This is a genomic window from Methylosinus sp. C49, assembly GCF_009936375.1.
Taxonomy (GTDB): domain Bacteria; phylum Pseudomonadota; class Alphaproteobacteria; order Rhizobiales; family Beijerinckiaceae; genus Methylosinus.
The window spans coordinates 195,233-220,692 of the sequence record NZ_AP022332.1; the positions used below are offsets into that span (position 1 = coordinate 195,233).

Below are 25,460 nucleotides of genomic sequence, written 5' to 3' on the forward strand. Positions count from 1 at the left end.
GACGCCTGGCTATGAGGAGCGCCGCGGACTACTGGCGACGGGCCACCCCCACGGGGCCGACCGAGCCCACCGACCGAGCCCACCGACATGGAACGTCATTTGCGTAATCGGCCAGCGAGGTCGCGCTTCGACGAATTGAAGCCGCCTCGAAGCCTTTTCGATGGTTTGGGGAGCGAGCCATGGTCGATTCGATTGGCGCCGTCGTGGTGGGAACGTTCGGCCTCGCGGCGGAGGCGGCGGCCAAAGGCGCGGCGGGCGCGGCCGTCATCGACGGCTATGACGCCCTGAAGTCTGGCCTTTCCACCTTCGCCAAGAGGGAGATCGCCGAGCTGGAGCCGCGGCCGCGTTCGATCGGAATGCAAATCGCCGTCGCTGAAATCATCGACGCCCAATCGGAGGAGACGAGAACGGCGCTTTGCGTCCTCGCCGCGACGCTCGTCGCCCGGCTGAGGGACGGCGCTCCGGCCGCCGGACTCGACATCGGCCGCCTCGCCGCGCTGGAAGCGCAGCTCAGCGCCCTCGCTCCAAAATAGGGGCCGCCGGCGGCAGCCGCGCGCTGTCGAGATCGGCGCCGTGGAAGCTCGCGCCGGCGACATCCGCGCCGGAGAGATCGGCATCGCCGAGCTTGGCGTGATCGAGCCGCGCATTGCGCAAGCTCGCGCCGGCAAAGCGCGCCGAGGCCAGCACGGCATGGGTGAGATTGGCGCCGGTCAGATCGGCGCCATCGAAGATCGCGGCGGTGAGATCGGCGCGCACCGGAACCATGCCCTGATTGGCCGGATCGGCGCCGAGATCGGCCTCGACCAGCTTCGCCTTCACGAAGCGCGCGCCGCGGCCGCCGCCGATGATGCGGGCGCGCGTCAGATCGGCGCCGGAAAAATCCGCATCGTCGAGAATGGCGGCATAGAGGATCGCGCCGGAAAGATCGGCGCCCGAGAGATCGGCCTCGCGCAGATCGGCGCGGGTGAGATTGGCCTCGCCGAGCCGCGCGCCGACGAGCTTCGCCCCGGCGAGCCGCGCAGCGAAGAGATCGGCGCGCCGAAGGTCCAGCCCCGAGAGATCGAGGCCGGAGAGATCGAGATCGGTGAGCGCCACGGGCTTTCCGGCGGAGGCGGCGATCAGCTGCTCTATATCGGCGCGGCTTCGATCCGCCGCCGCGGCCGCCAGCGGCGCGAGACTCAGGACGACGGCGGCCAAAAGGCGGCTCGCTCGGGCCGAGGACATTATGAAGGCTCCCTCGCTCTGCGTCGCTTCTGCGGCGACGGCGGGCGAGCCTACCCCCGAGACGCCGCCCCGGCTGCGGGAAAGAATGCGCGATGCGCTGGAAAGACGTCCCGCCGCCGGCGCGGCGATCGGCCCCTATTTCCGCGATTGACAGGGCGGCGGCCTTGCCGCCTATAGCCCTGACCCTTTCTGCGGGCCGCCTGCCCGCGACCTCTCGGAGCTGGACGATTTCATGCCGCACACTGGTCTCGAGAATCTCATCACCACCGCCTTCGAAGACAGGGCCAATATCGACGCCTCCACGCAGGGCGACATTCGCCACGCGGTCGAGAGCGCGCTGCGTCTGCTCGATTCGGGCAAGCTGCGCGTCGCCGAGAAGATCGAGGGCGCGACCGGCCCCGGCTCCTGGAAGGTCAATCAATGGCTGAAGAAGGCGGTCCTCCTCTCCTTCCGCCTCAATGATATGAGCGTGATCGAGGGCGGGCCGGGCGGCGCGAGCTGGTGGGACAAGGTTCCCTCGAAATTCGCCGGCTGGGGCGCGGCCGAGCACAAGGCGGCGGGCTTCCGCTCCGTGCCGGGCGCGATCGTGCGTCACTCCGCCTTCGTCGCGCCGGGCGTGATCCTGATGCCCTCCTTCGTCAATCTCGGCGCCCATGTGGACGCGGGGACCATGGTCGACACATGGGCGACGGTCGGCTCCTGCGCGCAGATCGGCAAGAATGTGCATCTTTCCGGCGGCGTCGGCATTGGCGGCGTGCTGGAGCCGCTGCAGGCCGGCCCCACCATCATCGAGGACGATTGCTTCATCGGCGCGCGCTCGGAGATCGTCGAGGGCGTCGTCGTCGGCCAAGGCTCGGTGATTTCCATGGGCGTCTTCATCGGCGCCTCGACCAAGGTGATCGACCGCGCCACCGGCCAGATTCACATCGGCTATGTGCCGCCCTATTCGGTCGTGGTGTCGGGCAATCTGCCGGGCAAGCCGCTGCCGGACGGCTCGGCCGGGCCATCGCTCTATTGCGCCGTCATTGTGAAGACCGTCGACGCGCAGACGCGCGGCAAGACGGCGATCAACGAGCTGCTGAGGGACTGATGGAGCTTCCCTCGCGCGAGCGCCTGAGCTTCCTCTATCGCACGGAGGAGGGACGCCTCGACCGCGCCGGCTGGAGCTGCGGCGCAGCCGGCCTCGTCGCCGCGCTCGTCCCGCTGACGCTGATCTGGCTGGCGCTCTTCCCCTATACGGATCACGACCTCGCGAAGGATCCGTTCTTCGTCTGGCAGACGGTGGCCGCCTACGCCTATCTCACCTTCTATGCGCTGGCGATTCTGCTGATCGCCGTGAGCTTCGTGAATCTCTCGGCCAAGCGCTTCCGCGCGCTCGACCGTCCCGCGCCGCTGCTGCTCGCGGGCCTCCTGCCCTTCGCCGCGCTAGTGGCGGGCGCCATGCACTGGCTGCAGCCGCGCGTCGCCGAGGTGATGCCCTATTGGCCCGTGGCGCTCACCGATCTCGCGCTCGCCGCGGTCGCGCTGTGGGTGGGGTACGAGCTGGGGGTGAGAGAGGGCGGGGAGTGACGGCTCGGACTGAGTCACATATCCCCCACGCGTTGACGCCTCCGCCCGGCGCCCATAGTGTGCGCCCCTCTTCGCAACTGCAACAAAAGCCGCATCATGCCCACGTCCGAGCCTTTGCCCGCCGATCTCCTCGAAGCCGCCCGCGTCTCGCCGGCCTGGCCATTCGAAGAGGCGCGCAAGCTCGTCAAACGCGTGGCCGAGACCGGCCAGACCAAAGTGCTGTTCGAGACCGGCTATGGCCCCTCCGGCCTGCCGCATATCGGCACTTTCGGCGAGGTGGCGCGCACCTCCATGGTGCGCCACGCCTTCGAGGTGCTGACCGAGGGAAAGATCGAGACGCGCCTGCTCGCCTTTTCGGACGATATGGACGGGCTGCGCAAAGTGCCCGACAATATCCCCAATAAGGAGCTGGTCCGCGCCCATCTCGGCAAGCCGCTGACCAAGGTGCCGGACCCGTTCGGCACGCATGAGAGCTTCGGCGCGCACAACAACGCCCGTCTGCGCGCCTTTCTCGACGCTTTCGGCTTCACTTACGAATTCGCTTCCTCGACGGACTATTACACCTCCGGTCGCTTCGACGCGGCGCTGCTGCATATGCTGGCGCGCTATGAGGAGGTGATGAAGATCATGCTGCCGACGTTCCGCGAGGAGCGCGCAGCGACCTATTCTCCCTTCCTGCCGATTCACCCCGTTACGGGAATCGTCATGCAGGTTCCGCTCGATTCCATCGATACGGCGGCGGGGACCATCTCCTGGCGCGATCCCGAGAGCGGCGAGGCCTTCGTCACGCCGGTCACCGGCGGCCACTGTAAACTCCAGTGGAAGCCGGATTGGGCGATGCGCTGGTATGCGCTCTCGGTCGATTATGAAATGGCCGGCAAGGATCTCATCGATTCGGTGAAGCTGTCCTCGGCCATTGTGCGCGCGCTCGGCGGACGGCCGCCGGAGGGCTTCAATTACGAGCTCTTCCTCGACGAGAAGGGCCAGAAGATATCGAAGTCCAAGGGCAATGGCCTCACCATCGAGGAGTGGCTGACCTACGCCAGCCCGGAGAGCCTCGCGCAATTCATGTTTCAAAAGCCGAGCGCGGCCAAGAAGCTCTATTTCGACGTCATTCCGCGCAATGTCGACGATTACCTCTCTTTTCTCGAGGCCTATCAGCGGCAGGCGTGGAAGGAGCGGCTCGGCAATCCGGCGTGGCACATTCACTTCGGCGCGCCGCCGGAGCCGGAGACGCTCGCCCATGACGGCGACGCCAAGGGGACGGCGATCTCCTTCTCCATGCTGCTCAATCTGGCGACCGTCGCCAACGCCGAGGACCCGTCCGTCCTCTGGGGCTTTCTACGCCGCTATGCGCCGAATGTGTCGCCGCAGAATCATCCGCGCCTCGACAAGCTCGTCGGCTATGCGGTCGCCTACTTTCGCGACTTCGTGCGGCCCGCGAAAAAATATCGCGCCGCCGACGATGTGGAGCGCGGCGTGCTGACGACTCTTTCGCAGACGCTGGCGTCGCTGCCGAAGGACGCCAGCGCCGAGGATATTCAGACCGCGCTCTATGATGTCGCGCGCGCCGTGCCGCGCTATCAGGATTTGAAGGCCAAGGGCGCGACGCCGGAACGGCCGGGCGTGTCGAATGATTTCTTCAACATGCTCTATGAGGTTCTGCTCGGCGAGAGCCGCGGCCCGCGCTTCGGCTCCTTCGTCGCGCTGTTCGGCATTGAAGAAACGCGCGGCCTCATCGCCAAGGCGCTCGCCGGGGAATTGCTCGGCGTCTCGAGCACAGCCCCCTCGCCCTGAGGAGGCCCGAAGGGGCCGTCTCGAAGGGGCGCCCCCTGGAGCATCCTTCGAGGCTTTTTGCGTTCCGCAAAAAGCGCCTCATGATGAGGGGTGGGATTGTCGGAGGAAACATGCGCGCTGCGGATGCGGATATTCTGATCCTGCCGGGGCTCGGCGGCTCCGGCCTCGAGCATTGGCAGACGCGCTGGGCGAAAAAGCTCTCCACCGCGCGCTGCGTGGCGCAGGCGGATTTCGACGCGCCGCGCTTTCCCGAATGGATCGAGACCATAGAGCGCGAGATCGCCGCGGCGACGCGCCCCGTGGTGCTGGTCACGCATTCGCTCGGCGGCGTAGCGGCGCTGCATGTCGCCGCGCGTGGCGGCGACAAGATCGCCGCCGGCTTCCTCGTCGCGCCGCCCTCGGAGCGCGCGATCAACGAGCTCACCGCGATCGACCCCGCCTTTCTGCCGATTCCGCGCGAGCGGCTGCGCTTTCCCGCGCTGCTCGTCGCCAGTTCCGACGATCCTTATGCGGAGGCGGATTTCTCGAGGGCCTTGGCGCAGGACATAGGCGCAGAGCTGGTGGACGCCGGCGCGGCCGGGCATATCAACGCCGATAGCGGCCATGGGCCTTGGCCCGAGGGCTCGCTGCGTTTTGCGGGGTTTTTGTCGAAGCTTTAGCGCACCCCCTCCCTCACCCTCCCCCGCTTTGCGGGAGAGAGAGGCGACGAGGTATCGCTAAGCTTCGATGAAGCGCCGAATGTACCCCCTCTCCCGCGAAGCGGGGGAGGGCTGGGGAGGGGGCCTCAGCGCCCGCGCATCGCCTCGATTTCCCTGCGCGCCCGCGCCTCCAGCGAATCGGCGGCCTCTCGCGTCATCAGCTTGCGCGGCGTCATCACGTCGAGCGTCGCGCCGACGCGCGAGGGGCGTGGCGACAGAAGAAAAATAACGTCGGCGAGTTCGATCGCCTCGCGCAGATCATGGGTGACGATCAGCGTCGTCACATGGCGCTCGTCGATCAGCGCGGCGATGCGCGCGCGCAGATCGCGCGCCAGCGCGTCGTCGAGCGAGACGAAGGGCTCGTCCAGCAGCAGAAGATCGGGCTCGATCGCCAGCGCCCGCGCAATGGCGACGCGGCGCGCGAGGCCGAGCGACAATTCGCCGGGAAAATGCAGCGCATGCTCCTCGAGCTCCAGCGCGGCGAGCAGAGCGGCGAGCGTCTGCTCGCTCGCCAGCGGCGCCGCGATGCGCAGATTGTCGATGACGCTGCGCCAAGGCAGCAGGCGCGGCTCCTGAAACACCACGCCGAGCCGCCCGCCCGCGGGAAGCGTCACCGCGCCGGAAAATTCCGTGTCGAGACCGGCGATGATGCGCAGCAATGTGGTCTTGCCGCAGCCGGACGGGCCGACGACGGCGCCGGCGCGGCCGACGGGAAGCGAAAGCGCGAAGTTTTCCAGCGCTCGCTGCGGCCGGCCGCCGGCGGAAAGATAATCCTTATGCGAAACCCTGACCTCGAGCAGGGCGGCGGCGCCATCGCGAGACATGTCGTTCAAAGGGCTGCACCAGGAGAGTTTCGACGGCGAGCATCAGCAGGACGAAGGGAATCGCATAGGCGAGCAGCAAACGCACGTCGAAAAGCTGAAACGCCATATTGATCTCGAAGCCGACGCCATTGGAGCGGCCGATCAGCTCCACCACCAGCACGATCTTCCACACGAGCGAGAGGCCGGAGCGCGTCGCCGCCGCGATATAGGGCGCGAGCTGCGGCAAGACGATATGCTGCAGCCGCGCGGCCGGGCGCAGGCGGAAGACCTCGGCCATCTCATCGAGCTCGTGATCGAGCGCGCGGGCGCCCTCCCGCATCACGACAATGGCGTTGGGCAGCTTGTTGAGCGCCACCGCGCCCACCGCCGCCGCCTCGGTGAGACCGGCCCAGAGATAGGCCAGCACAATGACCACCAGCGCCGGCAGATTGAGGAGAATGACCAGCCAGGGATCGAACAGCCGATCCAGCGCCGGCCGCCGTCCCATGGCGTAGCCGAGCGCCGCGCCCAGACTCATGGCCAGCAGAAAAGCGGCGGCGACGCGGGCCAATGTCGCCGCGAGATTGGCGAAGAGCGCGCCGCTCTCGGCCTCATGGGCGATCGCCTCGAAGACGGGGAGCGGCCCGGGCAAGCGGCGCGGATCGGAAAACAGCGCCGCGCCCTGCCAGAAAGCCAGCAGCAGCGCCAACGACAGGAGGCGGATCACCGCAGCGCGCTCGCCGCGGGCTCGTAGAAAGTGCCCGCGGGCAAGGTCTTCGCCGAGCCGACTAGCGCCGCGCCGCCGATCTCAGCCAGAGTGGCGTAGAGGCCGGCGGCGTCCTCCCGCTCCTCCGCGACGCTGCGGGCGGGAATGCCCTCCACATAGCTTTTGCGGTAGAGCGCGAGCACGGCGGTGTCCTTGGCCGGAATGCGCTGCAGGGCGACGCGCCAGGCGGCGTCGGAGGCGGCGATCAGATGGCGCGCCTTGTCGATCATGGCGAAGAAGCGCGCCAGCGGCGCTGCGTTGTTCGCGGCGAAGCCCTCGTCGAACACATAGCCGGTGACGACCGGCGCGCCCTTGGCGCCGAGCGCCGTCTCCACCTTGCGCAGATCGATGACGCGGGAGAGGCCGCGCGCCTCGAGATCGGCGGCGAAATTCCAGAATTCGAGCGCGGCGTCCAGCTCGCCCTCGGCGGCCTTTTCGGCGATCAGCGGCGGCGCGCCATAGACGATGGTCGCCGTCTTCTCAAGGTCGACTCCCTGGCGCTTCGCATAGGCGCGCAGCAACAGCCAGCTCTTGTCGAGCGGACCGCCGGCGACGCCGAGCTTCTTGCCGGAGAGATCGGCGACGCTCTTCACCGCTTTGTCGCGCGCCATCAGCGCGCCTATGGCGGTGGAATGCGGATAGAAGGTGAGCTTGGCGCCCTCCGAGCGCTGGCGCGCAACCCACAGCCAGTCGGAGACGACGATATCGACGGAGCCGCTCTGAATGGCGATCTTGGCGGCGTCGGTATTGGCGAGCTCCGTGACCGCCAGCTCGAGCCCCGCCTCCTTATCGAGCCCGAAGGCGGAGACGACGGCGAGCTCCCACACGCCCGAGCCGGTCTTCTGCAGGCCGAGGCGGAGCCGGTCGGCCGCGCGCGCCGGCGCGATGGCGAGAAGCGCGACCAGCGCCGCGAGCAGGAGCTTTTGGAAAATCGGTCGCAAGATGAATCCCGCCTCTCTGAAGGGCGCTCGCGTGAACGACGAGACGGGCGCCTTCACCCTCCCCTCGAGGGGGAGGGTCGGATGGCGAAGCCATCCGGGGTGGGGTCGCACGGCAAAGACTCGGCGAAAACACCCTCTCCCGATCGCCTTCGGCGCTCGGCCTCCCCCCTCTAGGGGGAGGTGGAAACGCCTCTCCCGGCGCCACTTCTCGTTCACCCTGCGCCTCTGTGATGATTATTCACGACGCAGGATAGCACAATTCCCGAGGCGGGCGCGCAAAACGCCCGCGACGCAGCGTCGCTCACGCCGCCTTGCAGCGCCGCAGCCCGCGCCACGCCAGCACGGCGAGCAGCAGGGTCGGCAGCCCCACGCCGCCGGCGAGCGCGGAGGCGACGCCGGCCGAAGCGCTCGCCACATCCGCGCTCGCGGGGAAGCGCGGCAGAGCGGCGTAATCGGCCTGCGTCAACGACTGGCCCGCATGGGCGCGCGACCAGAAGAAATCGCGCCAGCGCTTGTGAAAATCGTCGAGCTGCGCGGAGAATTCCGCATAGCGGCGGTCCCCCGAGCCGGCGATATCGGCGACCGAGCGATACATCAGCAGCGCCGGCGAGAGAAAGGACAATTGGTCGGCGAGCGCGCGCTGGCGGGCGAGCTGCGCTTCGTGCCGCGCCATCACCGCCTCGACGCGCGCATTGGCTGTCTCCAGCACGGCGAGGCGGCGAATGGTGCGCTCCTTCGCGTCGCCGAGCTTCATCTCCGTCGCCGTGGCGTCGGGGTGCTCCTCGGCGTAGCGGGCGAGAGCGGCGTCGCGCTCGCGATCGGCGTCGGTCGCAGCGGCGCGGGCGGCGAGCGTCATCTCCGAGCGCGAGGGCGCCGGATAGAGCGCGTCGGCGAGCGTGTTGACGGCGGCGGGCGCGATCATGGTGAGGCCAGCCCAAACCGCGATGAGCGCCAGCGCATTATAGGCGGAGCTTTTGCCGAAACTGTCGACGACAGCCGCGAGCAACGCCCAAAAGGCGCCATAGGCGAAGATCGCCGCGATGAGCAGCGCGAAGGCGCAGGAAGCGAGCGGCTCGGCCCCGCGCAGAAGATAGACGCCGGCGCATGTCGCCGCGATCATCGCCAGTATCGGCAATCCCGCCCGCGCCGCCAGCTTGCCGAGCAGCACGGCGGTCGGGCTCTCCGCGCTGGCGAGGGTGAGGGCGAGCGTGCCCTTCTCGCGCTCGCCGGCCGAAAGATCGAAGCAGAGCGCGAGAATCGCTAGAGGAAACACGAAGACCAGCACGAAGGCGAGATCGATCGAGCCGCTGGCGAGATGCGCCGGATTCTCGATCTCATCGGCGAAGAGGAAGCTGTCCTTGGTCCCGCTCGTCACTTTGAGCGAGGCGGGGAAAAGATCGCTCTGCCCTGTGGCGACGATCGCGAGCGGCGTCGGCTCCAACGCCGCCACCGCCGCCGCTGAGCCGCCGCCGACGAAGACGGCGTTGCGCGGATCGCGATAGGGCGGCGTCTCGCCCTTCACGCGGCCAGCGTCCAAATCGGCGAGCGTCTTGCGCAGCGCATCGAGGCGCAGCGTCTCGTCGCGCCGCGCATCTTCTATCGCCGCTTTTTGCGCGGCGATGCGCTCGGCGCCGTCGAAAAAGGCGAGCGCGCTCATTGTCGCGATCGCCGCGAGCACGGCCCATGCGGCGGCGTCGCGCCGCAGAAGCCGCCATTCGAACCGCCATGCGGCGAGAAACGCAGAGAGAGTCATGGCGGGCCTCACAAAGGTCTGAGGCGTCGCGCGGCGAAGCCGGCGAGCGCTGCGGTCAGCACGGCCCAGAGCGCGAGCGCGACGAGATCGCCGCGCGCATGGGCGAGCGCGAAGGAAACGGCCGGCGCGGCGTAATCGAAGGAGGGGATGCGTTCCCACATATCGCGTGACGCGACATAGGAAGCGTCGCCATAGCGCGCATTATGGATGAGGTCCTCGCTCGCCGCCGTCTGAATGCGGCGCCTGTGCGCCTCCGCCGCGGTGGCGAAATCAAATTGATGCCAGGAATCCGTTCCCGAGAAGCTCGTCGAGAAGGGCTGCATGGCGAGCGCGGGAAAGAGAAAGCCCGGCGCCGCGCGCAGCCTGTCCTGCGCGTCGAAAGCGGCCTGCAGCGCGCCGAAATGCTTGTCGAAAATGACGAAGCCGTTCTCGTCGTCCTTGCGCAGCGCGAGGCCGCGGAAATTGACCGGCAGATCCTCTATGCGCGAGACGCCATATTGCGCCAGCACGCCGTCGCGAAAGGCGACGAAGGCCGGATGCGTCTCGTCATGGCCGAATGTCTTCTTCTTGTCCTCGGCGATGGCGTTGCGGAATTCGAGCGCGGTGGGCAGCGGCGCGGCGCGCTTGGCGACATCTGTCATCACGCGCGGCGCGAGAAAACAATTGGCGAGCCAGAAGGCCAGCAGAGCGACGAGCGCCGTGCGCGTGGATTTGGCGAAAGCCGACACGCCGAGCGCGAGAAAGACGAAGCCCGCGAGATAGAGGCCATAGCCGAAGGAGAGCGCCAGCAGACGCTCTAGCTGATCGGCGACGGAGAAATCATGATCGGCGAGGAAGAGCGTCGCCAGCACGGCCGCTACGAAAGCGGGAATGAGCAGGACCGAAAGAGCGCCGAGCGCGGCGAGCGCCTTGCCGGCGAGAATATCGACCGGCGAGGCGCCGAGGCTCATCAGCTGGCGCAGCGTGCCGCGCTCGCGCTCGCCGGCGAAACCAGCGAAGCCGAGCAGGATGGCGACGAGCGGCATGATCGTCTGCAGCACGAAAGCGAAGGAGAGGCCGCCGAGCCGCGCGCCGACGCCGGCGTCGCGCGCCGAGCGAAACTGCGCCTCGTTCTGTCTATGCGCCTCCAGCCAGACGGCCTCGCCGACATAGGCGTCGACGCCCGGATCGGCGAGCGCCAGCGGGCTCTGCGGCTTGAATGCGTATTGGCCGAAATGCGCGGCGGCGTGCGGATTCTTCGCGCCCTGCCCCGTCCACAGCGCGCGGTCGGTCGCGGCGGCGGCGGCGCGTTCGCGATCCAGCCGCATATGCTGCGCGGCGCCGAAAGCGAGCGCGCCCAGCATCAGCAGGAAGACGAGGCCGAACAGCCAAGCGAGCCGGCTGTCGCGGCGCAGCTCCGCCCATTCCTTATAGGCCACGGCGCGGGCGACGCGCCAACGGCCGGCTGGCGCCTGCGTCGCAGGCGCTTTCGCGACGACGATCTCGCTCATGCGGCCGCTCCTCTGAACTGCTCGAGATAGGCGCGCTCGAGGCCGAGATGATCGACGTCGTCGGCGCCGAAGACGGAGACGAGCCGGCCCGCCTGCATCACGCCGATGCGCGTGCCGCATTGCTTGGCGAGGAAGAGATCATGCGTGACCATCAATATGGCCATGCCCTGCTTGCGCAGCTTCTCGACCAGAGCGGCGAATTCATTGGCGGCGAGCGGATCGAGGCCGGAGGTCGGCTCGTCGAGCAGCAGCGCCTGCGCGCGCCGCGCGAGAGCGATGGCGACGCCGACCTTCTGCCGCATGCCCTTGGAATAGCTGGCGACGCGGCGGAAGGCCGCCTCCTCCGCGAGCCCGGCCTCTGCGAGCAGCGCCAGCAATTCGTCGCGCGCGTGGCGACGGCCGCCGGAGATCTCGGTGAAATATTCGAGATTCTCGAGCCCGGTGAGCGCGCCATAGAGCATGACGGTCTCCGGGATATAGGCGAGACGCCGCCGCGCCTCGAGCGGCTCGCGCGCCGAATCGACGCCTCCGACCAGCGCGTGGCCGGAAGTCGGCGCGATGAAATTGAGGAAGAGATTGACGGTCGTCGTCTTGCCGGCGCCATTGGGGCCGAGCAGGCAGAAGGCCTCGCCGCCGGGAATATGCAGATTCAGCCGGTCGAGGGCGGGGCGATCCGCCTTGCCCTCATATCTCTTGGTCAGCTCGCGCGCTTCCAACATGCGAAATCGCCTCCCGACGCCGAGGGCTGTTCTCGCAGCTTTCCGCGCATGGCGTGGGAAGTCGCTTCGAAGCGCCCGTCCGACCCGGCATCACATCGGCGCGCGCTCGCATGATACGACAGCGCAGTCACGCCCGATCGGCAGTGCTGGCCTCCGCCCTGTCGTATGCAATTCGTGTAAGTTTTTCATGCCAACGGCTCGCTTGTCAATTGCTCCGCCGCCGATAGCGTCTCCCCGCCGCCGTTGCTTTCGGCCGGCGAAACGACTATCGGGCATTCTCCCGATCGACCGACAGAGGACGCCGCCATGCCCGCCCCTTCCGCCGATGAGCTGAAACGACAGGCGGCCGCCATGGCCCTCGAGGCCGTTACGCCGGGAATGCGGCTCGGGCTCGGCACGGGCTCCACAGCGGCGCATTTCGTCGATCTGCTCGGGGCGAAGGTGAAAGCCGGGCTCGACGTGCTCTGCGTGCCCACTTCCGAGCGCACGCGCGCGCAGGCCGCCGCGCTGGGCGTGCCGCTGGCGACGCTGGAGGAGGCGCCGGAGCTGGACCTCACCGTCGACGGCGCCGATGAGCTCGACGCGAAAATGCGCCTCATCAAGGGCGGCGGCGGCGCGCTGCTGCGGGAAAAAATCGTCGCTGCGGCGTCGAAACGCTTCATCGTCATCGCCGACGAATCGAAGAAGGTCGAAACGCTCGGCGCCTTCCCGCTGCCGGTGGAGATCGATCCTTTCGGCGCGAAGGCGACGCGGCTGCATGTGGAGCGCGTCGCGCGCGATCTCGGCCTCGCCGGGACCGTCGGCCCGCGACTGACGCCGGACGGCCATGTTTTCGTCACCGACGGCGGCCATTTGATCCTCGATTGCGCATTCCGCGCGATTTCCGATCCCGACGCGCTGGCCGATCGTCTCTCCGCCATTCCCGGCGTCGTCGAGCATGGATTGTTCATCGGCCTCGCCACGGCGGCGGTCGTCGCCGGCCGCGACGGCGTTGCAACGCTCGGCCGGCTGGACCCGGCGTGACCGAGCGACGCAAAGCCGCCGAATTGGTTTCACGAGGAGACGTCCCGAGTGATTTTTCGCCTGACGATCGGTTTCGCCGCAATCCTTCTGGCGACCGCCGCCATCGCCGCCGAGCAGCGGCCGAGCGCCGCCCCTGCGGCGGCCGTCTCGCCGCCCGTCGCCTCCGCTCCGACAGTCGCGGCCACGCCGGCGCAGCTGGCGCTGGCGCGAGCGGTTCTCGTCGATTCCGGCGTCGCCTCGTCTTTCCGGCTCATCATTCCGCAATATCTCGAGCAGATCGCCCTTTCGGTGACGCGCACGCGGCCCGAAATGGTGCCGGACCTCAATCTCGTCCTCGCCGCCGTGCGGCCCGAATTCGACAAGAAGGTCGAGGAGATGATCGACAGCGCCGCGCAGCTCTACACGCAGCGCTTCTCGCAAAAGGAGCTCGAGGATGTCGCCGCTTTCTTCAAGAGCGCCTCGGGCCGCAAATATGTCGGCATGCAGCCGGTGCTGATGAGCGACATGTTCGTCGCCATGCAGGCGTGGTCGCAGAAGATTTCCGTCGACATGATGACGCGCGTGCGCGAAGAGATGCGCAAGAAGGGCCACGAGCTCTAGCCGCCCCATGAACGGAGAAATCTGGAGCGGGCGAGCTCTGGCGGGACCCGTGCGGGCCTTTCCCCCTCGGGTCGCAGATTCCGGGGTTCGAAATGGCAGAGCATGATTATGATCTCGTCGTCATAGGCGCAGGCTCGGGCGGCGTTCGCGCGGCGCGCATCGCCGCCGGCTATGGCGCGAAAGTCGCGATATGCGAGGAGTTCCGCATCGGCGGAACCTGCGTGATCCGCGGCTGCGTGCCGAAAAAGCTCTATGTGATGGCGAGCCGCTTCCATGATGATTTCGAGGATGCCGCCGGCTTCGGCTGGCGCGTCGGCGAAGTGGCGTTCGACTGGAAGGCGCTGGTCGCCGCCAAGGAGGCGGAGATCACCCGCCTCTCCGGCCTTTATGCGCAAAATCTTGAGAAGGCCGGCGTCGAGGTCATTCGCGAGCGCGGCATGATCGCCGGGCCGAATGAAGTGTCCTTCGCCGGCGGCAGGCGCGTCTCGACGCGTTACATTCTGGTCGCCGCCGGCGGCGCGCCGACGTTGCGGCCGGACATTCCGGGCCTCGAGCACGCCATCTCCTCCAATGAGATTTTCGATCTGCCGGAACTGCCGAAGAGCCTGCTCGTCGTCGGCGGCGGCTATATCGCCGTGGAGTTCGCCAGCGTCTTCGCGCGATTGGGCTCCAAGGTGCATTTGTCGCTGCGCGCCGATCTGCCCTTGCGCGGCTTCGACGAGAATTTGCGACGTCTGCTGGACGAGGGGCTCGTCGGTGCGGGCATTGAGATTCACCGCGGCGCTCTGCCCACCGCGCTCGAGAAGACCGCGAGCGGACTCGTCGCGACGCTGCAGAATGGCGCGCGGCTCGACATTGACGCCGCTCTGCTGGCGACTGGCCGCGCGCCGCTGACGCAGGGCCTCGGGCTCGAGGCTTCGGGCGTCGCGATGAAGGAGAGCGGCGCGATCATCGTCGATGAGTATTCGCGCACCAATGTTCCGTCCATCTACGCCGTCGGCGATGTGACCGACCGCATCAATCTGACGCCCGTCGCCATTCGCGAGGGGCACGCCTTCGCGGACACTGTGTTCGGCGGCAAGGATGTCCGCGTCAGTCACGAGCTGGTGCCGACGGCCGTGTTCACCACGCCGGAGATCGGAACCGTCGGCCTCGGCGAGGCCGAGGCGCATGCGAAATACGGCCGCCTCGAGGTCTTCGAGACCAGCTTCCGGCCGATGCGCGCGACGCTGTCGAAGCGCGCGGAAAAAGTCTTCATGAAGATTTTGGTCGAGGCCGCCAGCGATCGCGTCGTCGGCGTGCATATTCTGGGGCCGGAGGCGGGAGAGATGGCGCAGCTTCTCGCCATTGCGCTGCGGCTCGGCGCGCGCAAGGCCGATTTCGACGCGACGATGGCGCTGCATCCGACGCTCGCCGAAGAGCTGGTGACGATGCGCACGCCGAGCCGCATCGTCGAATAAAAAAGCGAGCCCGAACGCTCGCGATATCGAGAGGCGATCCGAAAAACTCCCGGATCGCCTCGTCGCCTCACTTCACGAAGGACACATCGAACAGCGGCGGCTCGTCTCCCTCGAAGAATATGCCGCGCTCGCCCTTGTCGCGCCCGAACTCATATTTGGCCGACATCGTGTATGTGCGCTGCGGGAACGGATGGAACAGGAAGTATTTGTAATTGCCGATGTTGTCGATGCCGAAGTCGAAGCTGATGTGCTTGTTCCACTTGTAGTGGATCTTCGTGTCGACGACGAAGAAGCGGTCGAAGCTCTGATAGACGCCATGGGCGATGTCGTTATTGGCGAGCGTCGTCCACATCTGGCCCTGATAACGGGCGGCGACCGTGAAGGCCCAATGATCGTCCGGCCGATAGGTCGCCTGCATGGTGGCCCGCCAATCCGGCACATTGGGCACGCGCTTGCCGGCGACAGAGAGCGCCCAATTGTCGTAGTTCGTGCCGCCCGACGGCGCCCATTTACTGTCGGAAATGACGCGGGCGTTGAGATAGGTCACGCTGCCGACGAGCTCGAGCCCTTTGACGACGACATTGTCCTTGCGCGCCGCCAGCTCGACGCCGCTGTTGCGGACGCGATCGACATTGGTCGTCTGCGAGGCGGTGAAGTTCTGCCCGGTGACGAAAGTGCTCTGCGAGATGATCGCATCGCGCACTTCCTCGTCGAAGAGCGAGACGCGCACGGAGCCGTCCGCGATCTTGCGCTCGACCGCGAGCTCCTTGCTGAGCGCCACTTCCGGCCGCAGATTGGGGTTGGGATTGACCACCGTTCCGGTCGCGCCCGGGATCGTCGTCAGATTATAGAGCTCCTTGGCCGTCGGAAAGCGATTGGCGAGGCCGATCGAGCCGGTGATCGTCCAATCCTCGTCCGGCGTCCATTGCAGCGAGCCCTTGGGCGAGAAGCGCGTGTGATAGAGATTGGGCTGATAGATCGGCAGCATGCTCGCCGCCGTCGCGGTCGAGCCGAAGCCATTGGCTTTGATGCTTCCGAGCGACTGATTATAGCCATCCGTCGCCGCCCAATGCTCCCAGCGGCCGCCGACGGTGAATTTGAACTCCTTCGAGATCTTCCACGAATCTTGCGCCCATAGAGCCTGGGTGCGCGTCGTGCCATTGCCGATCGAGGCCGCGACGCCATAGGACGAGGCCATGCCGCTCGTCCAATCGGTGGTGAGCCAGGTGGGATTGTTCAGATGGAACTGATCCCCATGCAGGCCGAAGCTGATGTCGTGGCCCGCGAGAACGCCGTCTGGCCGCAGAATGCCCTTGAGGTCGAGCAGCGTCCAATAGGTGCCGTTGTAGCGGACATCCTTGCCGGTCGAGGAATAGCCGACCGGCGCGGCCGTGTAGGGCGAGCGCTGATCGGACTGGAGATAGGTGAAATGCGAGGCCGAGACCTCGAAGTCGAAGGGGCCGCCGCTGTTGGATTTCACCGCGAGCGCATTGGTGAGCATTTTCTCCTGCACGCGGTAATAGCCATTGGCGAAGCTCTGCATCGCCGAGGAGCCGATGCTGCCCGTTCCGCTCGTCGCGCCGAAGGCCTGCAGGCCGCCGGAGACATAGGATTGCGGGATAGAGGTTCCGTCATTGCTCCAGAAGCCGAGCGTGTAGGTCGCGCGAATGGTCGGCGAGAAGTCGTAGGCCAATTTCAGCTTGGCGTTGACCTGATCGTTCTCGAGATTGCCGGTGGCGCCGAGAACGGTGGCCGGCCCGCCGAATTTTGTGTTGCCGAAATAGGCGCCCGGCCAGCCATAGAGGCTGCTCGACGTCACATAGGTGAGCGGCTGCGTCGTGCCATGGGCGTAATTGCCGGTGAGGAACCAGGAGAAATCGCCGATCTTGTCGCCGACGGAGGCGCTCGTCACCTCGGTGTGGAACAGTCTGCTCGTTCCATAGAGCGAGAAGTCTTGCAGCGAGACGCTCTGCTTGGCGGTGACTTCCAGCTTGTCGGGCATGCGCGTGGTGATCTGCAGCACGCCGCCCATCGAATTGCCCGGATATTGCGCCGAGAACGGCCCGTAGAGCATGTCGACGCGCTCGATCTCTTCCGGCGCGACGAGGCCCCAGCGCGGCGCGCCGATGCTGTTGTCATTGCCGATGAGGGCGGTGAGCAGGAGATCGTCGGCATAGACGAGGCTGCGGGCGCTCGACGAGACGCCCCAGGTGCGCGTCTGCAGCACGGCCTGCGTGTCGCCATTGTTGCGTTTGCGCACGAACAGGCTCGGCAGATATTTGACCACGTCTTCCGTGTCGATGACGTTGATCGTCTCGTCGATCTGCTTGCGGGTCACGCTGGCGACGGTGTTCGGCAGATCGAATTTCTGCACGAAGGCCGGCTTGCCGTCCGGCAGAGTGGGCGACCACACGGAGGCCGGCGCCGGCCGGCGCGACTGCGCGGGCTGCCCCTCGCCGCTGATGTCGATCGTCGGCAGCGACTCCTGGGCGCGGGCCGGGAGAATGGCGGCGGAGCAGACGATGAAGAGCGCGCCGGCGGAGACGCCGCGCAGCAGATGGTGGCGATACATTTGTGATGTCCTTCCCTGACGCCCTCTCTTCGAGGGCGCGCGTCGAATTGCGGCGCTTTTTGCGCCGCGGCTTTGTCGCGTCAGGAGAAGGGAGGCGGCGCGCGGGTCGGCGCATTGTCGTCGTCGCGCGAGAAAGGCGCGCCGGCGAAGGCGAAGATGGCGCCGGCGGCGTGCGCGCGAGGGGGCTGCGTCGCCACCCACGCCATTGTGGTCAGAAGCGGGGGCGCCCCGGCGCCGAGCTCGCAGAAAGCGCAGCCGCCATGCCGATGAGATTGGTCGCTTTTGGGCGCTTGCTTGCCGATCTCAGCGGATGGCTCGCCCGCCTCGACATGGGCGACGAGGCAGAGGCGCGCCGCCTCGCCATGCGCGCGCATGCCGCCGAGAGGCGCGGTCAGCGCCTGGCCCAGCAGGGCGAGAAGGAAGAGGAGCTTGGCGATCGCCGCCATCGCGCGCGTTAACTCTATCGATAAACCAGCTTCGAATTAGCGCGCTTCGTCAAATAATTCCAAGACCCCGCAGATTGTCAGAAGTTAAAAAATCCGTTAAGAGACATTTATGTCACACACGGGGGGACAGCGCAGAGAAATGCGCGCGATCTGCGCGATCGCCGCTGTTTGCGCGCTCATTTTCGCCCTCCTCGTTTCTGGCGCGCCGCATCGCGTTGCGAGCGCGCCCGCCGATGGACGCGCGGGCGCGCAGGTCGCCGCCCGCAGCGTGTGCCATGACGTGCTCTCCGATACGCGCGACGGAACGCCGGACAGTCCTGTCAAGAAAGGCGCGCGATGCCCCTGCTGCCTCGCCGCGCATTCTGGTCCGGCCGTTCTTCCCGACCGCATCTCGGTCGCCCTGCGCCGCGAGACCGCGGCGCGTCCCGCGGTCTATCGCGCCTTCGCCGCCGCGCCGCCGCCTTTTGCTTTGTCGCAAGCCGTCAATGGCGCCCGAGCGCCGCCCGCCGCTGGCGTGGCTCTCTCCTGACGACAGTCCGATTCCGCGCCGATACGCGCGGGAGCGACGAAAAGGGTTTCGACGGCGCCTCCCCGTTCGAGCGAATCGCCGCCGTCAGACGAACAAAATAATCAACAACAACAAACGCTGATCGACGGCGGCCGCCGTGCGATCGGGGAACCCCAAGCGCGAGTGCGTCCTATGGATTACGGCTCAATTTCTCCTGTCACCATGTTCCTGAACGCCGGCCCCGTGGGCAAGGTGGTCATGGCCGTCCTGCTGCTGGCGTCGGTCTGGACCTGGGTGCTGATCGTCGAGGGCGTCGTCGCCGTCGCGCGCATCGGCAAATCGGCGCGCGCCGCACGCTCGGGCGGCCCGGCCGGTCTGCTCGCGCCGATCGAGGCCGCCGGCGAGCACGCCGCCTCCTTCGATCTTCCCGGCGAGTCCATCGGCGAGAAGCGCGAGCGCGTCGCCGAGATCATGAGCCGCGTCGGGCGCGAGCTGATGACCAAGGCGGAGGGTGGCCTGCCCAATCTCGCCGTCATCTCCTCTGTCGCGCCCTTCGTCGGCCTGTTCGGCACCGTCTGGGGCATTATGACCAGCTTCGCCGGCATCGCCCAATCGCAAGACACCAGCCTCGCGGTGGTCGCGCCGGGCATCGCCGAGGCGCTCGCCGCCACCGCCTATGGCCTCGCGGCCGCCATTCCCGCTTCGGTCGGCTATAACCGCATCGGCGCGGCTTTCGCGCGCGCCGGCCAGCAGGTCGCCCATTATGTCGAGGACAAGGCGCTCGACGCCACCAGCGGCCACATCGTGACAGCTAGAAAGCGGGAGGCCGCGTGATGGCCGGACTTCCGACGCGCTTCAAGAATGGCGACAGCCTCTATCAGCCGCTCGCCGAGATAAATGTGACGCCGCTCGTCGACGTCATGCTGGTGCTGCTCATCATCTTCATGGTGACGGCGCCTCTGCTCGCCAAGGGCATGAAGGTCAATCTCCCGCAGTCCAAGGCGGCGCAGCCGCTCAATCCCAAGGAGCCGATCGTCGTCGCCGTCTCCAAGGACGGCAAGGTGGCGCTCGGCGCCGATGAAGTTTCGCCCGAGGCGCTCGTCGACGGCATCAAGGCGATGATGGGCTCCGACACGAGCCGCATCGTTCATGTGCGTGGCGACAAGGAGGCCAATTACGGCGAGGTGATCGCCGTGATGGACAAATTGGCGACCAATGGCATCACCCATATCGCCATACTCACCGACTCGCGGCCCAAGGGCGCGGCGACGCCGGCCGCAGCCGCTGGAGCGAAGCCCGCTGCGGCGAGCCCGGCCGCTCCTGCGGCGGCGATTCCTGCGGCGGCGGTTCCCGCGGGAGGGGCGGCGAAATGACGGATGCGATCCTCTCCTCCTTCGAGCACGAGCGGACGCCCATCGGCGCCCCGCCGCCCGTCAGACCCGGCTGGCTGCGGCCGGCGAGCTTCGCAGGCGTCATCGTCGCCCATGCGGCGATCGGCTGGCTTCTGCTGAAACTCGCGGTGCCGAGCATCGCCAGCCTCGACTCGGTCAGCATGGAGCTCATCCCGCAGGGCGATTTCTTCGAAGCGCAGGAAGTGAGCGCCGCGGAAGAGGAGCCGCCGCCGCCCGAGGAGATCGAGCAGCCCGATCTCGCTATTCCGCCGCCGCAAGTGATGGCGCCCGATGCGCCGTCGCTGCCGCAGCAGAAAGAGATCGTCGAGAAAAAGAAGAAGATCGTCGAGAAGAAGAAGGACGTCGACCGCGATAAGAAGCGCGAGGCCGTCGCTCAGCGCAGGTTGGGCGCGCCGGAAGGGCAGTCACAGAGCAATGGCATGTCGCAGAGCGCCTATAAGGCGCTGCTCGCGGCGGCGATCCGCAGCCACACGCCCGGCACAGCAGGGCTCGGCGAGGGCACGGCGCAGTGCACCTTCCATGTGACAGCCGGCGGCGGCATCACCAGCATCTCGGTCTCCGGCTCGTCGCCCGCCCATGCCGCTCTCGCGCGGCGAATATTGGGCTCGGTCCATGCGCCGCCGCCTCCCGGCGGATCGTTCGTCGCAAGTCAGAGCTTCCACTTCCACGCCAACTGACGCGACGAAAAGATCGAGAGACGCGAAATGAGATTGTCATCGCTGACGATCGCCGGTCTGATGTCCGTCTCCGTCCTCGCCGCAGCAGACGCCGCCGCAAAGCCGCGCGCTCCCGCGGAGCCGGCGGCGAATGCGTCGGCTTCGGCGGCGGATCACATGTACAAATCGCTGCTGGCGCAGGCGATCCGTCGCCACACGCCACGGCGAGTGACCATCGGCCGCGGCGCTGCGATTTGTAAATTCCTCGTCGGGAAAAGCGGCGGCATTACGATCATCGCCGCCTCGGGCTCATCGCCCGCTCACGCGACCCTGGCGCGGCGGATCATCGAATCGCTCCGCGCGCCGCCGCCGCCCGACGGGGCCTTTGTCGCCTCCCAGAGTTTTCACTTCAACTGAGCGCAAAAAAAGATCGAGGGACGTTCAATGAAAAGAATCGCGATATTGATGATCGCCGGGCTCGTCTCCGGCTCCGCTCTCGCGGTCGAGGGCGAAGCGGCGGCTCCCGCCGCGGCCGAATCCGCCGCCTCGCCTGCTCCCGCTCCCGCAGTGGCCGAGCACAAAGCCACGGAAGCCAAGCCCAAGGCAAAGCCGCAAAAGGCCGCCGACAAGGAAAAGAGCAAGGACGCGGACAAGAGCAAGGACAAGAAGCAAGCCGAGAAGGCGAAGCCCGCCCTCTCCAAGCAGGCCTATGTCAAGCTGCTCGCCGCCGAGATCAAGCGCCACACGCCGAAGGCCTCCGACGCGCAGACCGGCTCCATCCATGTCGCCTTCACGATCGGCGCCGGCGGCCGCGTCGTGTCGCACAAGGTGCAGAGCGCCTCCAATCCGGCGCTCGAGCCCGTCGTCAATCAAATCCTCGCCGCGGTTCACACCGTGTCGCCGCCCGGCGGCTCCTTCTCCGCGGTGCAGGAATTCAACTTCCACTGATTGGCGGGAAGATTCATGAAATCCTCGGCCCTCGCGATAGCGCTCTTCCTCTGCGCGGGGGCCGCCCTCGGCGCCGAGTCGCGGCAACCGAATGTTTATGTCGCGCTCGTGAATGCGACTTTGGCGAGACAGAGCTTTCCGGCGCCGCATCCCGCAGGACGGGTCGACGCGGAGATCGAGATAGGCGCGGACGGATATGTCGTCTCCTCCCGCCTGCGGGGTTCCGATGCGCGCCTCGTGACGTTGACGCGCGACAGGCTGGCGCGAGTCAGCCTGCCGCCTCCGCCCCGTGGACAATGCCACCTGCGCTATCGTTTCGTTTTCGTGCGTGAAGGACAGGCCAGATGAGACGCTCGATCTTTATTCTCGCTTTCACCATGCTCGCCTGCGCGGCTCAGGCCGCGGGCGACGCCAATGGTCCGGCTCCGGCGGCGCAGGCGCCCTCCGGCCTCTCGCAGAGCAAGTTTCTCGGCCTGCTCTATAGCGAGATCGCCAAGCGCACGCCGATGGCGAGCCCCGCCGGCCCCGGCTCGGCGACGGCCAGCTTCCACATCGACGCCGCCGGCAAGGTCGACAAGGTGACGATCGCTCAGTCGAGCAGTCCGAAACATGCGGAGATCGTCCGCAAGATTCTCTCCGGCTTGATCGCCCCGCCGCCGCCCGGCGGCTCCTTCGACGGCTCGCAGCGATTCAACTTCCACTGACGCGGCGACGGCGCGCGCCGTCCATTGCTTCCGATCCTCCTTCGCTGAGAAAGACATCGCCATGAAACGCGCCGCGCTCGCCCTCCTCGCCCTCGTCGCCGCATCGAGCGCTCTCGCGCAGGAAAAAGCCGGCCGCGAGGAGAAAATGGGCAAGATGGCCCATGCCGCGCCGCCCGCCTGCGCCGATCCGCTGCCCAAATGCGCGGTCAGCGCGACGCCCTCCTTCGGCGCCGATGGACGGCTGTGGCTGACCTATTCTGGCGCCGGCAAGGTCTATGGCGCGGTTTCCAGCGACAATGGCAAGAGCTTCGCCCCGCCCTTCGTCATCGCGGCGCCGGCCGGAACGCTGGACGACAATGGCGAGGCGCGGCCCAAGATCGTCGCTCTCGCCGATGGGACTCTCGTGGCGAGCTTCACCACGCGGCCCGAGAAGAGCTATGAGGGCACGGTCTTCGTCACGCGCTCGACCGACGAGGGCAAGAGCTTCGCGCCGCCGCAGCCGCTCGTCGACGACAAGGGCCAGCGCTTCGAGACCTTCATCGTCGGCCCCCAAGGGCGCCTCTTCGCCGCCTGGCTCGACAAGCGCGACGCCGCCAGAGCGAAAGCCGCCGGCGAGAGCTTCGAGGGCAGCGGCGTCGCCGTCGCCTGGTCGGACGATGGCGGCAAAAGCTTCTCCGGCAAGAGCATTCTGCTCGATCACAGCTGCGAGTGCTGCCGCATCGGCGCGGCGCTCGACCGCGACGGCCAGCCCGTCTTCATCTGGCGCCATGTGTTCGAGAATAATCGCCGCGACCATATGGCGGCCAAGCTCTCCGCCGATGGCAAGACGCTGACCGGCTCGCGCGTCAGCCTCGACGATTGGGCGACCACTTGCCCGCATCAGGGGCCGGCGATGGCGATCGACGCCGCCGGACGTTGGCACATCGCATGGTTCACGCGCGGCAAGACGCGCCAGGGCCTGTTCTATGCGCGCAGCGAGGATGGCGGAAAGAGCTTCTCCGAGCCTCAGCGCATCGGCGACGCCGAGCGCGCGCCGCAGCGTCCGCAGCTGCTCGTCGTCGGCGACAAGCTCTATCGCGCCTGGAAGGAGTTCGACGGAACGCTGACGACGATCCTCGCGCAGAGCTCGCGCGACGGCGGCGAGAGCTTCGACGCGCCGCGCGTGCTGGCGCAGACGGCGGAAGCGTCGGACCATCCTCTGCTCGTCGAGAGCAAGGGCGTCGCCTATCTCTCCTGGCTGACGCAGCAGGAGGGCTACCGGCTGATTGCGCTGGAGCGCGGCCACGCCGCCACGCCGGCGCCAAAAGCCACCGCCGGGCTCGCGACGAAGCGCTGAGCCGCCGCGCCCCTACGGACAAGACCGGATAGATCGCTCGGCCTTCTGCGCGCTATGTCGGTGACGCCTGCGATGCGCCGCGGGCGCAGCGAGAGCGCCGCCTTCGATGAAGCGATCGATCATCTTCGGCGTGGAGAGCGTCGCCCGCGGCCTCGGCCGGCTGGAGCCGCGACACATCCTCGCCTATCTCGTGGTCGCCTTTCTCTCCTGGCGCATCGTCGCCCATGGGCTCTCCGCTCTGCTGGCGCCGCATGATCCACGCAAGGCGCTGACCTTCGACGCCGCCGATCCGACGACGCTCATGCAGCTGGCGCAGCGCGAGCTGGCGCAAGACGACAAAGCGCGCGCGAAGAAGGCGCGCTCGATCGCGGCGCGGCTTCTCGCCGTCGATCCGCTCGCGCCCGGCGCCTTGTCGCTCTACGGCAAAGTGGCGGAGCGGCTCGGCGACGCGGAGCGCGCCGAGCGCATTCTGCGTCTCGCCGCCGCGCATCTGCCCATCGATCTCGTCGCGCATGTCTGGCTCTATACCAGCGCGCTCGCCAATGGGCGGCTGCTCGAGGCGCTGGATGAGCTGGACATATTGCTGCGTGCGCGTCCGTCGTTGGCGCGACAGCTCGCGCCGTCCTTGCAGGCGACGCTGGGCGGCGGCGCGGCGGTGGAGGACCGTTTCTTTCGGCAGCTGGCGGCGGCTCCGCCCTGGCGCGCAGCCATGCTCGCAGAGCTCGCGCCCATCATCCAGAATCCGAATGTGCTGCTTCGTCTCTTCGGAAGTCTGAAGACGTCCAAGGCGCCTCCATCCGATGAGGAGATGGGTCCGCTTCTGGCGCGGCTGCTGCACGACGGACGCTATGACGAAGCCTATGCGGCCTGGCTCGCGCATCTGCCACAGGAGCGGCTCGGCAAGCTCGGCCTGCTCTATAATGAGAGTTTTCAATATCCGGTCTCTAATCTCCCCTTCGACTGGACATTCACGCCGACGAGCGGCGCGACGATCGCGCTGACCGAAGAAAGCGAACGCAAGACGCTGAGCGTCGAATTCTCCGGCGCGCGCGTCTCTTTCGGACACGTGAGGCATATGCTCATGCTCGCGCCCGGGCGATACGCATTCTCCGGCGCCGCTGGAACCGACGATCTCGACAATGAGCTGGGGCTGCGCTGGCGAATCTATTGCGCGGCGAATCCGTCGCAGACTCTGGCGACGACGCGGCTATTGAAGAAGACCACTCCGCTGCGCGTGTTTCGTACCGAGTTCACGGTGCCGAGCGAAGGTTGCGATGCGCAATGGCTCAAGCTCGAAATTCCGGTGCGAATCGTTTCCGACGCCGATGTCAGCGGCAGCGCGCACTACGTGAATCTCGCAGTTGAAAGTCTCGCGAGCGCGTCTAGCTCGAGCAATGCGGCAGGCGCCATCGTGCATGACCGCAAATAGACCGGCGATAGCGCCAATGCTAACGTCGATTCACGCCCCGCTCGGGCGATTTGGCTAATCGGGGGTTTCAATGAAGAGAATTTTTACGACGATCGCCATTTTCGGCTGCTGCGCGCAAATGGCTCACGCCGAGAGCGCGGCCGTCGGCGCGCAGCCGAATCAACGCCGCGGCGTCTGCGCCGTCGGCGAAGCGCGCCTGACGAATGTGAAGGGCGGCGTGCTTCTGTCGCGCGGCGGCTCGTTCACGGAGCTGCGCGACGCCGCGTCCTTGTCGCCCGGCGATCGCGTTCTCGTGCGTGAAGGCTCCGCGAGCATAACGCTCGGCGATAAGACGGCGGTGCGCGCCGACGCGGGCGCGATGGTGACCATCGCCGAAAACGACGGCGCGATTTGCGCGAAGCGCGTCTCGTCCAATCCCGCGACCGTCGCCCAGGAGAGCTCTTTCGATCCGGGGCCTTATGTCGCCGGCGGCTTCGCGGCGATCATCGTTGGCGTGGGCGTCGGCGTCGGCGTCTCCAACACAGGCAACAACAACGACGATCAGCAGCGCAACGCCGCGCTTCTGCTGCTGCAATCCTTGAGCAATTGACGCGAGCGCGCGCCGCT

Annotated in this window: 28 protein-coding genes; 19 read left to right on the top strand and 9 right to left on the bottom strand. The window is 67.1% G+C overall.

Annotated features, from left to right (window positions below):
- Positions 1-179 precede the first annotated feature (179 nt).
- The gene (locus GYH34_RS00910) at positions 180-533 is read left to right on the top strand and encodes a hypothetical protein (RefSeq protein ID WP_161911952.1); all 354 of its coding nucleotides are present in this window, start codon (positions 180-182) and stop codon (positions 531-533) included.
- On the opposite strand, the gene GYH34_RS00915 is transcribed toward GYH34_RS00910, so the two are convergent.
- Positions 511-1,224, bottom strand: coding sequence for a pentapeptide repeat-containing protein (locus GYH34_RS00915; RefSeq protein WP_244635218.1), 714 nt, complete (start codon positions 1,222-1,224; stop codon positions 511-513). The two genes, GYH34_RS00910 and GYH34_RS00915, sit on opposite strands and share 23 nt — an antisense overlap.
- A gap of 1 nt (position 1,225) precedes the next feature.
- Between GYH34_RS00915 and GYH34_RS00920 the strand changes: the two genes are divergently transcribed.
- From GYH34_RS00920 to GYH34_RS00940, 5 genes are all read left to right on the top strand, one after another.
- Complete coding sequence (locus tag GYH34_RS00920; protein WP_161911953.1) at positions 1,226-1,375, top strand: hypothetical protein; 150 nt, start codon at positions 1,226-1,228, stop codon at positions 1,373-1,375.
- Positions 1,376-1,456: 81 nt separating this feature from the next.
- Positions 1,457-2,314, top strand: coding sequence for a 2,3,4,5-tetrahydropyridine-2,6-dicarboxylate N-succinyltransferase (dapD, locus tag GYH34_RS00925; RefSeq protein WP_161911954.1), 858 nt, complete (start codon positions 1,457-1,459; stop codon positions 2,312-2,314).
- Positions 2,314-2,793, top strand: a complete 480-nt coding sequence (locus GYH34_RS00930) for a hypothetical protein (protein ID WP_161911955.1) — start codon at positions 2,314-2,316, stop codon at positions 2,791-2,793. Before dapD ends, GYH34_RS00930 begins: the two co-directional genes overlap by 1 nt.
- A 96-nt stretch (positions 2,794-2,889) precedes the next feature.
- Positions 2,890-4,590: a lysine--tRNA ligase gene (locus tag GYH34_RS00935; protein WP_161911956.1), complete on the top strand. Its 1,701-nt coding sequence runs from the start codon at positions 2,890-2,892 to the stop codon at positions 4,588-4,590.
- A gap of 110 nt (positions 4,591-4,700) precedes the next feature.
- Positions 4,701-5,249: an alpha/beta fold hydrolase gene (locus GYH34_RS00940; protein ID WP_161911957.1), complete on the top strand. Its 549-nt coding sequence runs from the start codon at positions 4,701-4,703 to the stop codon at positions 5,247-5,249.
- Between the two features lie 125 nt (positions 5,250-5,374).
- Here GYH34_RS00940 and GYH34_RS00945 read toward each other — a convergent pair whose 3' ends face one another.
- The 6 genes from GYH34_RS00945 to GYH34_RS00970 all read right to left on the bottom strand — a co-directional run bounded on the left by GYH34_RS00945 (position 5,375) and on the right by GYH34_RS00970 (position 11,760).
- Positions 5,375-6,112: an ATP-binding cassette domain-containing protein gene (locus GYH34_RS00945; RefSeq protein ID WP_161911958.1), complete on the bottom strand. Its 738-nt coding sequence runs from the start codon at positions 6,110-6,112 to the stop codon at positions 5,375-5,377.
- Positions 6,063-6,818 carry an ABC transporter permease subunit gene (locus GYH34_RS00950; protein WP_161911959.1) on the bottom strand — a complete coding sequence of 252 codons (756 nt, stop codon included), beginning with the start codon at positions 6,816-6,818 and terminating at the stop codon, positions 6,063-6,065. The genes GYH34_RS00945 and GYH34_RS00950 overlap by 50 nt, the downstream gene beginning before the upstream one ends.
- Positions 6,815-7,801: an ABC transporter substrate-binding protein gene (locus GYH34_RS00955; RefSeq protein ID WP_174242431.1), complete on the bottom strand. Its 987-nt coding sequence runs from the start codon at positions 7,799-7,801 to the stop codon at positions 6,815-6,817. Before GYH34_RS00955 ends, GYH34_RS00950 begins: the two co-directional genes overlap by 4 nt.
- A 298-nt stretch (positions 7,802-8,099) precedes the next feature.
- Positions 8,100-9,551, bottom strand: a complete 1,452-nt coding sequence (locus GYH34_RS00960; protein WP_161911961.1) for a DUF3526 domain-containing protein — start codon at positions 9,549-9,551, stop codon at positions 8,100-8,102.
- 8 nt (positions 9,552-9,559) lie between these two features.
- Positions 9,560-11,041 (bottom strand): DUF3526 domain-containing protein, encoded by a 1,482-nt coding sequence (locus GYH34_RS00965; RefSeq protein ID WP_161911962.1) that lies wholly within the window; start codon positions 11,039-11,041, stop codon positions 9,560-9,562.
- Positions 11,038-11,760: an ABC transporter ATP-binding protein gene (locus GYH34_RS00970; RefSeq protein ID WP_161911963.1), complete on the bottom strand. Its 723-nt coding sequence runs from the start codon at positions 11,758-11,760 to the stop codon at positions 11,038-11,040. The genes GYH34_RS00965 and GYH34_RS00970 overlap by 4 nt, the downstream gene beginning before the upstream one ends.
- A 306-nt stretch (positions 11,761-12,066) precedes the next feature.
- Here GYH34_RS00970 and rpiA point away from each other — a divergent pair, with 306 nt between their 5' ends.
- The 3 genes from rpiA (at position 12,067) to gor (ending at position 14,843) form a co-directional block, all read left to right on the top strand.
- The gene (gene rpiA, locus GYH34_RS00975) at positions 12,067-12,783 is read left to right on the top strand and encodes a ribose-5-phosphate isomerase RpiA (RefSeq protein ID WP_161911964.1); all 717 of its coding nucleotides are present in this window, start codon (positions 12,067-12,069) and stop codon (positions 12,781-12,783) included.
- A 48-nt stretch (positions 12,784-12,831) separates the two neighbouring features.
- Positions 12,832-13,383 (top strand): DUF2059 domain-containing protein, encoded by a 552-nt coding sequence (locus GYH34_RS00980; protein ID WP_161911965.1) that lies wholly within the window; start codon positions 12,832-12,834, stop codon positions 13,381-13,383.
- 92 nt (positions 13,384-13,475) lie between these two features.
- Positions 13,476-14,843, top strand: coding sequence for a glutathione-disulfide reductase (gene gor, locus GYH34_RS00985; protein WP_161911966.1), 1,368 nt, complete (start codon positions 13,476-13,478; stop codon positions 14,841-14,843).
- Between the two features lie 67 nt (positions 14,844-14,910).
- Here the strand turns inward: gor and GYH34_RS00990 are convergent, their stop codons facing one another.
- Both GYH34_RS00990 and GYH34_RS00995 read right to left on the bottom strand, forming a co-directional pair.
- Complete coding sequence (locus tag GYH34_RS00990; RefSeq protein WP_161911967.1) at positions 14,911-17,415, bottom strand: TonB-dependent receptor; 2,505 nt, start codon at positions 17,413-17,415, stop codon at positions 14,911-14,913.
- Positions 17,416-17,495: 80 nt separating this feature from the next.
- Entirely contained in the window at positions 17,496-17,861 is a 366-nt protein-coding gene (locus GYH34_RS00995; RefSeq protein ID WP_161911968.1) for a DUF2946 family protein, read from the bottom strand.
- A 139-nt stretch (positions 17,862-18,000) separates the two neighbouring features.
- Here GYH34_RS00995 and GYH34_RS01000 point away from each other — a divergent pair, with 139 nt between their 5' ends.
- The 10 genes from GYH34_RS01000 to GYH34_RS01045 all read left to right on the top strand — a co-directional run bounded on the left by GYH34_RS01000 (position 18,001) and on the right by GYH34_RS01045 (position 25,443).
- Entirely contained in the window at positions 18,001-18,390 is a 390-nt protein-coding gene (locus GYH34_RS01000) for a DUF2946 family protein (protein ID WP_161911969.1), read from the top strand.
- A 171-nt stretch (positions 18,391-18,561) separates the two neighbouring features.
- Positions 18,562-19,203: a MotA/TolQ/ExbB proton channel family protein gene (locus GYH34_RS01005; RefSeq protein ID WP_036293052.1), complete on the top strand. Its 642-nt coding sequence runs from the start codon at positions 18,562-18,564 to the stop codon at positions 19,201-19,203.
- Positions 19,203-19,742, top strand: coding sequence for a biopolymer transporter ExbD (locus tag GYH34_RS01010; protein ID WP_161911970.1), 540 nt, complete (start codon positions 19,203-19,205; stop codon positions 19,740-19,742). The genes GYH34_RS01005 and GYH34_RS01010 overlap by 1 nt, the downstream gene beginning before the upstream one ends.
- Positions 19,739-20,458, top strand: coding sequence for a hypothetical protein (locus GYH34_RS01015; protein ID WP_161911971.1), 720 nt, complete (start codon positions 19,739-19,741; stop codon positions 20,456-20,458). The genes GYH34_RS01010 and GYH34_RS01015 overlap by 4 nt, the downstream gene beginning before the upstream one ends.
- A 27-nt stretch (positions 20,459-20,485) precedes the next feature.
- Positions 20,486-20,854 carry a hypothetical protein gene (locus GYH34_RS01020; RefSeq protein WP_161911972.1) on the top strand — a complete coding sequence of 123 codons (369 nt, stop codon included), beginning with the start codon at positions 20,486-20,488 and terminating at the stop codon, positions 20,852-20,854.
- A gap of 27 nt (positions 20,855-20,881) precedes the next feature.
- The gene (locus GYH34_RS01025) at positions 20,882-21,385 is read left to right on the top strand and encodes an energy transducer TonB (protein ID WP_161911973.1); all 504 of its coding nucleotides are present in this window, start codon (positions 20,882-20,884) and stop codon (positions 21,383-21,385) included.
- A gap of 344 nt (positions 21,386-21,729) precedes the next feature.
- A complete protein-coding gene (locus GYH34_RS01030) occupies positions 21,730-22,089 on the top strand; it encodes an energy transducer TonB (protein WP_161911974.1) in 360 nt (119 codons plus the stop codon).
- Positions 22,090-22,150: 61 nt separating this feature from the next.
- Positions 22,151-23,425, top strand: a complete 1,275-nt coding sequence (locus tag GYH34_RS01035; protein ID WP_161911975.1) for a sialidase family protein — start codon at positions 22,151-22,153, stop codon at positions 23,423-23,425.
- Positions 23,426-23,531: 106 nt separating this feature from the next.
- Positions 23,532-24,854, top strand: a complete 1,323-nt coding sequence (locus GYH34_RS01040) for a hypothetical protein (protein ID WP_161911976.1) — start codon at positions 23,532-23,534, stop codon at positions 24,852-24,854.
- A 70-nt stretch (positions 24,855-24,924) separates the two neighbouring features.
- Positions 24,925-25,443 carry a hypothetical protein gene (locus GYH34_RS01045; RefSeq protein WP_161911977.1) on the top strand — a complete coding sequence of 173 codons (519 nt, stop codon included), beginning with the start codon at positions 24,925-24,927 and terminating at the stop codon, positions 25,441-25,443.
- Positions 25,444-25,460 lie beyond the last annotated feature (17 nt).

What these genes read in the sequence shown, in the direction of transcription:
- GYH34_RS00910 (WP_161911952.1), top strand. Translation starts at nt 180, where the DNA reads ATGGTCGATTCGATTGGCGCCGTCGTGGTGGGAACGTTCGGCCTCGCG.
- GYH34_RS00915 (WP_244635218.1), bottom strand. Translation starts at nt 1,224, where the DNA reads ATGTCCTCGGCCCGAGCGAGCCGCCTTTTGGCCGCCGTCGTCCTGAGT.
- GYH34_RS00920 (WP_161911953.1), top strand. Translation starts at nt 1,226, where the DNA reads ATGAAGGCTCCCTCGCTCTGCGTCGCTTCTGCGGCGACGGCGGGCGAG.
- dapD (WP_161911954.1), top strand. Translation starts at nt 1,457, where the DNA reads ATGCCGCACACTGGTCTCGAGAATCTCATCACCACCGCCTTCGAAGAC.
- GYH34_RS00930 (WP_161911955.1), top strand. Translation starts at nt 2,314, where the DNA reads ATGGAGCTTCCCTCGCGCGAGCGCCTGAGCTTCCTCTATCGCACGGAG.
- GYH34_RS00935 (WP_161911956.1), top strand. Translation starts at nt 2,890, where the DNA reads ATGCCCACGTCCGAGCCTTTGCCCGCCGATCTCCTCGAAGCCGCCCGC.
- GYH34_RS00940 (WP_161911957.1), top strand. Translation starts at nt 4,701, where the DNA reads ATGCGCGCTGCGGATGCGGATATTCTGATCCTGCCGGGGCTCGGCGGC.
- GYH34_RS00945 (WP_161911958.1), bottom strand. Translation starts at nt 6,112, where the DNA reads ATGTCTCGCGATGGCGCCGCCGCCCTGCTCGAGGTCAGGGTTTCGCAT.
- GYH34_RS00960 (WP_161911961.1), bottom strand. Translation starts at nt 9,551, where the DNA reads ATGACTCTCTCTGCGTTTCTCGCCGCATGGCGGTTCGAATGGCGGCTT.
- GYH34_RS00965 (WP_161911962.1), bottom strand. Translation starts at nt 11,041, where the DNA reads ATGAGCGAGATCGTCGTCGCGAAAGCGCCTGCGACGCAGGCGCCAGCC.
- GYH34_RS00970 (WP_161911963.1), bottom strand. Translation starts at nt 11,760, where the DNA reads ATGTTGGAAGCGCGCGAGCTGACCAAGAGATATGAGGGCAAGGCGGAT.
- rpiA (WP_161911964.1), top strand. Translation starts at nt 12,067, where the DNA reads ATGCCCGCCCCTTCCGCCGATGAGCTGAAACGACAGGCGGCCGCCATG.
- gor (WP_161911966.1), top strand. Translation starts at nt 13,476, where the DNA reads ATGGCAGAGCATGATTATGATCTCGTCGTCATAGGCGCAGGCTCGGGC.
- GYH34_RS00990 (WP_161911967.1), bottom strand. Translation starts at nt 17,415, where the DNA reads ATGTATCGCCACCATCTGCTGCGCGGCGTCTCCGCCGGCGCGCTCTTC.
- GYH34_RS00995 (WP_161911968.1), bottom strand. Translation starts at nt 17,861, where the DNA reads ATGGCGGCGATCGCCAAGCTCCTCTTCCTTCTCGCCCTGCTGGGCCAG.
- GYH34_RS01000 (WP_161911969.1), top strand. Translation starts at nt 18,001, where the DNA reads ATGCGCGCGATCTGCGCGATCGCCGCTGTTTGCGCGCTCATTTTCGCC.
- GYH34_RS01005 (WP_036293052.1), top strand. Translation starts at nt 18,562, where the DNA reads ATGGATTACGGCTCAATTTCTCCTGTCACCATGTTCCTGAACGCCGGC.
- GYH34_RS01010 (WP_161911970.1), top strand. Translation starts at nt 19,203, where the DNA reads ATGGCCGGACTTCCGACGCGCTTCAAGAATGGCGACAGCCTCTATCAG.
- GYH34_RS01015 (WP_161911971.1), top strand. Translation starts at nt 19,739, where the DNA reads ATGACGGATGCGATCCTCTCCTCCTTCGAGCACGAGCGGACGCCCATC.
- GYH34_RS01020 (WP_161911972.1), top strand. Translation starts at nt 20,486, where the DNA reads ATGAGATTGTCATCGCTGACGATCGCCGGTCTGATGTCCGTCTCCGTC.
- GYH34_RS01025 (WP_161911973.1), top strand. Translation starts at nt 20,882, where the DNA reads ATGAAAAGAATCGCGATATTGATGATCGCCGGGCTCGTCTCCGGCTCC.
- GYH34_RS01030 (WP_161911974.1), top strand. Translation starts at nt 21,730, where the DNA reads ATGAGACGCTCGATCTTTATTCTCGCTTTCACCATGCTCGCCTGCGCG.
- GYH34_RS01035 (WP_161911975.1), top strand. Translation starts at nt 22,151, where the DNA reads ATGAAACGCGCCGCGCTCGCCCTCCTCGCCCTCGTCGCCGCATCGAGC.
- GYH34_RS01040 (WP_161911976.1), top strand. Translation starts at nt 23,532, where the DNA reads ATGAAGCGATCGATCATCTTCGGCGTGGAGAGCGTCGCCCGCGGCCTC.
- GYH34_RS01045 (WP_161911977.1), top strand. Translation starts at nt 24,925, where the DNA reads ATGAAGAGAATTTTTACGACGATCGCCATTTTCGGCTGCTGCGCGCAA.